General features: G+C 61.8%; 5 protein-coding genes and 1 pseudogene. 3 read left to right on the forward strand and 3 right to left on the reverse strand.

Translation table 11 applies throughout. The annotated features are described in order from the left end of the window. Positions 1–113, reverse strand: a 113-nt coding sequence (locus tag APH30_RS28535) for a class I tRNA ligase family protein (protein WP_156326728.1), incomplete at its 3' end; no start/stop codon positions are given. A gap of 157 nt (positions 114–270) precedes the next feature. Here APH30_RS28535 and apbC point away from each other — a divergent pair. Continuing rightward, a complete protein-coding gene (apbC, locus tag APH30_RS26590; protein ID WP_009684570.1) occupies positions 271–1,365 on the forward strand; it encodes an iron-sulfur cluster carrier protein ApbC in 1,095 nt (364 codons plus the stop codon). Between the two features lie 182 nt (positions 1,366–1,547). Here the strand turns inward: apbC and APH30_RS26595 are convergent, their stop codons facing one another. After that, complete coding sequence (locus APH30_RS26595; RefSeq protein WP_003254922.1) at positions 1,548–1,757, reverse strand: cold-shock protein; 210 nt, start codon at positions 1,755–1,757, stop codon at positions 1,548–1,550. A 327-nt stretch (positions 1,758–2,084) separates the two neighbouring features. Between APH30_RS26595 and dcd the strand changes: the two genes are divergently transcribed. Both dcd and APH30_RS26605 read left to right on the forward strand, forming a co-directional pair. Then, entirely contained in the window at positions 2,085–2,651 is a 567-nt protein-coding gene (gene dcd, locus APH30_RS26600) for a dCTP deaminase (RefSeq protein ID WP_009684571.1), read from the forward strand. 92 nt (positions 2,652–2,743) lie between these two features. Beyond that, positions 2,744–2,971: a hypothetical protein gene (locus APH30_RS26605; protein WP_054914202.1), complete on the forward strand. Its 228-nt coding sequence runs from the start codon at positions 2,744–2,746 to the stop codon at positions 2,969–2,971. A 7-nt stretch (positions 2,972–2,978) separates the two neighbouring features. On the opposite strand, the pseudogene APH30_RS29745 reads toward APH30_RS26605, so the two are convergent. After that, positions 2,979–3,073, reverse strand: a pseudogene (locus APH30_RS29745) (DEAD/DEAH box helicase); the annotation flags it as partial.

Genomic DNA, 3,073 nt, shown 5'->3' on the forward strand with positions numbered 1-3,073 from the left:
TGGAAGCGTACCCACATATCCGTCTGGATGTACTCCAGCATATGGCCAAGGTGGATCGATCCATTGGCATAGGGCAGGGCGCTGGTGACGAGAATCTGGCGTGGCTCGGACATGGTGGCTCGGCTACTTATCTGGCTCGGGGTAAAAATGAGGGTGATCGGCCACTATAAAGGGCTGGCGAAGATATTTCACCCCGCAAGCGCATCTGCTGATGATTGACGGGTTAGGATAGGCGCCTGTTTTACATTCAGTTTGCCAATGGGAGTCTCCATGAGTGCCGTCACCCGTGCCGCCATCGAAGGCGTGCTTCGCCAGTACACCGACCCCTACCTGAACCAGGACCCGGTCAGCGCCGGCTGCGTGCGCGCCATCGATATCCAGGGCGGGCACGTCAGCGTGCAGCTGCAGTTGGGCTATGCCGCCGGACTGTTCAAGAACGGCTGGGCCCAGGTGCTGCAGACCGCCATCGGCAACCTCGAGGGCGTCAGCGGCGCCCAGGTGTCGATCGACTGCGTGGTTGCCGCGCACAAGGCCCAAGCCCAGGTGCCGGCCATGGCCAACGTCAAGAACATCATCGCCGTGGCCTCGGGCAAGGGCGGCGTGGGCAAGTCGACCACCGCCGCCAACCTGGCCCTGGCGCTGGCCCGCGAGGGTGCCCGGGTGGGTATTCTGGATGCCGACATCTATGGCCCCAGCCAGGGCGTGATGTTCGGTATCGCCGAAGGCACCCGCCCGCAGATTCGCGAACAGAAGTGGTTTGTGCCGATCAAGGCGCATGGCGTGGAAGTGATGTCCATGGCGTTCCTGACCGACGACAACACGCCGATGGTCTGGCGTGGCCCGATGGTCTCGGGTGCGCTGCTGCAGTTGGTGACCCAGACCGCGTGGGACGACCTGGACTACCTGGTGATCGACATGCCCCCGGGCACCGGTGACATCCAGCTGACCCTGGCCCAGAAGGTGCCGGTGGCCGGGTCGGTGATCGTTACCACACCACAGGACTTGGCCTTGCTCGATGCCCGCAAGGGCGTGGAAATGTTCCGTAAGGTCAACATCCCGGTACTGGGCGTGGTCGAGAACATGGCCGTGCACATCTGTTCCAACTGCGGCCATGCCGAGCACCTGTTCGGCGAAGGCGGTGGCGAGAAGCTGGCCAGCCAGTATGGCGTCGATCTGCTGGCCTCGCTGCCACTGTCGATGGTCATCCGCGAGCAGGCCGACAACGGCAAGCCGACCGCCATTGCCGAGCCGGAAAGCCAGATTGCCATGGTCTACCAGGAACTGGCGCGCCAGGTAGGGGCGCGGATCGTGCTGCAGGAAGCTGCAGCGCCGGCGATGCCGAGCATCACCATCAGCGAAGATTGACCTGAGAGCGAGCCGCCTGCTTTGCGGGCATGCCCGCTCCCACAAGGACTGCACAGCACTTGAAGCTGCGCGATCCCTGTGGGAGCGGGCGTGCCCGCGAAGAAGCCAGCGCCGAATTTCGAACAAGCATAAAAAAACCCGCCAGAAGGCGGGTTTTTTGAAAGCTAGGAAGCTAGATCGGCTTAGGCGATCTGAACTTCTTCAGCCTGCATGCCTTTCTGGCCGCGGGTAGCGACGAAAGTAACAGCCTGGCCTTCTTTCAGGGTTTTGAAGCCGTCAGCTTGGATGGCTTTGAAGTGCACGAACAGGTCGTCGCCCGACTGAGGGGTGATGAAGCCGTAGCCTTTCTCATCGTTGAACCACTTAACAACACCGGATTGACGGTTGGACATTTTTCTGTCTCCTTGGACAATTTGATAACGGTCAGGAAACACCCTGACCGGGACTGAGCGCAAAGAGAGCAGAAAATTCAGCGATGGGCCGATCAGGATCGTGCATCAAACTAGAGATTCTCGGTGTCACGTGCAGCACAGTGGCGCCACCTTACCCCACTTTCCGCAACCTGCCAATGGTCTGAATGCGGTTTAAGCAAATTCGGATCGACGGCGGCTGCAAGCCGCGCCCGACGCGGGGTGAGGGATGGAACTTTAACCTGGGCGCCGGGACCGGTAAGATGCGCACCACGTTTTCCACCACGCAACTCTTCAGGACACCCCGCCATGAGCATCAAATCGGACAAGTGGATTCGCCGCATGGCGCAGGAACACGGCATGATCGAGCCGTTCGTCGAGCGCCAGGTGCGCGGCGAGCAGGACAGCCGGGTCATCTCTTTCGGTGTTTCCAGCTACGGCTACGACGTGCGCTGCGCCGACGAATTCAAGGTGTTCACCAACATCAACTCGGCGACCGTCGATCCGAAAAACTTCGACGCTGGCAGCTTCGTCGACATCAAGAGCGACGTGTGCATCATTCCGCCGAACTCGTTCGCCCTGGCGCGCACGGTCGAGTACTTCCGCATTCCGCGCGACGTGCTGACCATCTGCCTGGGCAAGAGCACCTACGCCCGTTGCGGCATCATCGTCAATGTCACCCCGCTGGAACCTGAGTGGGAAGGCCACGTGACCCTGGAATTCTCCAACACCACCACGCTGCCGGCAAAGATCTATGCCAACGAAGGCGTGGCGCAGATGCTGTTCCTGCAGTCCGACGAAGCGTGCGATGTGTCGTACAAGGACCGCGGCGGCAAGTACCAGGGCCAGCGCGGCGTGACCCTGCCGCGGACCTGAGCCGACGAGCGCGGGGAATTACCTGCGCTTTTGCCACTCCAACGAAGTACGCCGGTGCTCATGATGTGCATCGGTTTCGTCAGGAGCAGCCAATGAAACTCCATCCCGCAATCAGTGCCAAGCTGGCAGGTCTGCAGCCCAACCACATCGGGTTGTTGCCCTGGTCTTTGCTGGCGCATCCGTTGCCCATGCAGGCCGGGGGCGTGCCCCATCAGCCTGACCCCGATACGCCGCAGCCTGCGCAGCCAGGTGAATCCCCACCCATGGAACCGGGCGAGCCGACCTTGCCTGACGAGCCTCCCCCAGCGCCTGTAGCGTGATGCGCTGCTAAAGCGGCCAGACCCGGCCGGCGCCAGCCAGGTAGACCTGGCTGGTGGGCAGCGGCGCTATTTCCCAGCCGCCGGTGAACTCACCGAATGCGG

The sequence above is a fragment of the Pseudomonas sp. NBRC 111127 genome (assembly GCF_001320345.1).
GTDB lineage: Bacteria > Pseudomonadota > Gammaproteobacteria > Pseudomonadales > Pseudomonadaceae > Aquipseudomonas > Aquipseudomonas juntendi.